This window comes from Sandaracinomonas limnophila (assembly GCF_004005965.1).
Taxonomy (GTDB): domain Bacteria; phylum Bacteroidota; class Bacteroidia; order Cytophagales; family Spirosomataceae; genus Sandaracinomonas; species Sandaracinomonas limnophila.
The window spans coordinates 1-647 of the sequence record NZ_SACY01000012.1 but is presented as its reverse complement, the minus strand read 5'-3'; the positions used below and the strand labels follow the sequence as shown (position 1 = coordinate 647).

At 38.6% G+C, this 647-nt stretch carries 1 rRNA gene; it reads right to left on the bottom strand.

From position 1 onward, the window contains the following. A 23S ribosomal RNA gene (locus EOJ36_RS11855) occupies positions 1-337 on the bottom strand; the annotation flags it as partial. Positions 338-647 lie beyond the last annotated feature (310 nt).

Genomic DNA, 647 nt, shown 5'->3' with positions numbered 1-647 from the left:
GCCTTCCCAGACAGTTCTTGTTCCTCTTATGTACAGATATCGAAGTCCTACAACCCCAGTCTTGCCTAAACAATACTGGTTTGGGCTAATCCGCTTTCGCTCGCCACTACTTACGGAATCACTTTTGTTTTCTCTTCCTCTGCTTACTTAGATGTTTCAGTTCAGCAGGTTTGCCTCCTATTTTAGGATACTGGATCTTCCATCCAGTGGGTTGCCCCATTCGGAAATCCCCGGATCAACACTCTTGTGCAGTTCCCCAGGGCTTATCGCAGCTTAACACGTCCTTCTTCGCCTCCAAGAGCCTAGGCATCCCCCATACGCCCTTATTTCACTTATATCTTAATATCTCTATTAAAATCCTTACTATTTTTGCTCTTTACTCGATTCTTAATCTCACAATATGTCAAAGATCTTTTTATCCTCTACTACTCCCTAATTAATTAGCTCGTAGATCGGACAATGGCGGTGTTTTCAATTTTAGAATCGAAGAATATAAGAATCAAAGTTTTTATACTTCTTTGCCTCTTACTAATTTCTTCTCTCTAATTGATACTCCTAGCTATTTATAAAAACTCCTCGTTTGAAGTCTTTTTTTTCTTTTTTTACTCTTTACTCTTTAACTTTAGCTCAATTTTTCTTCAGTTCTT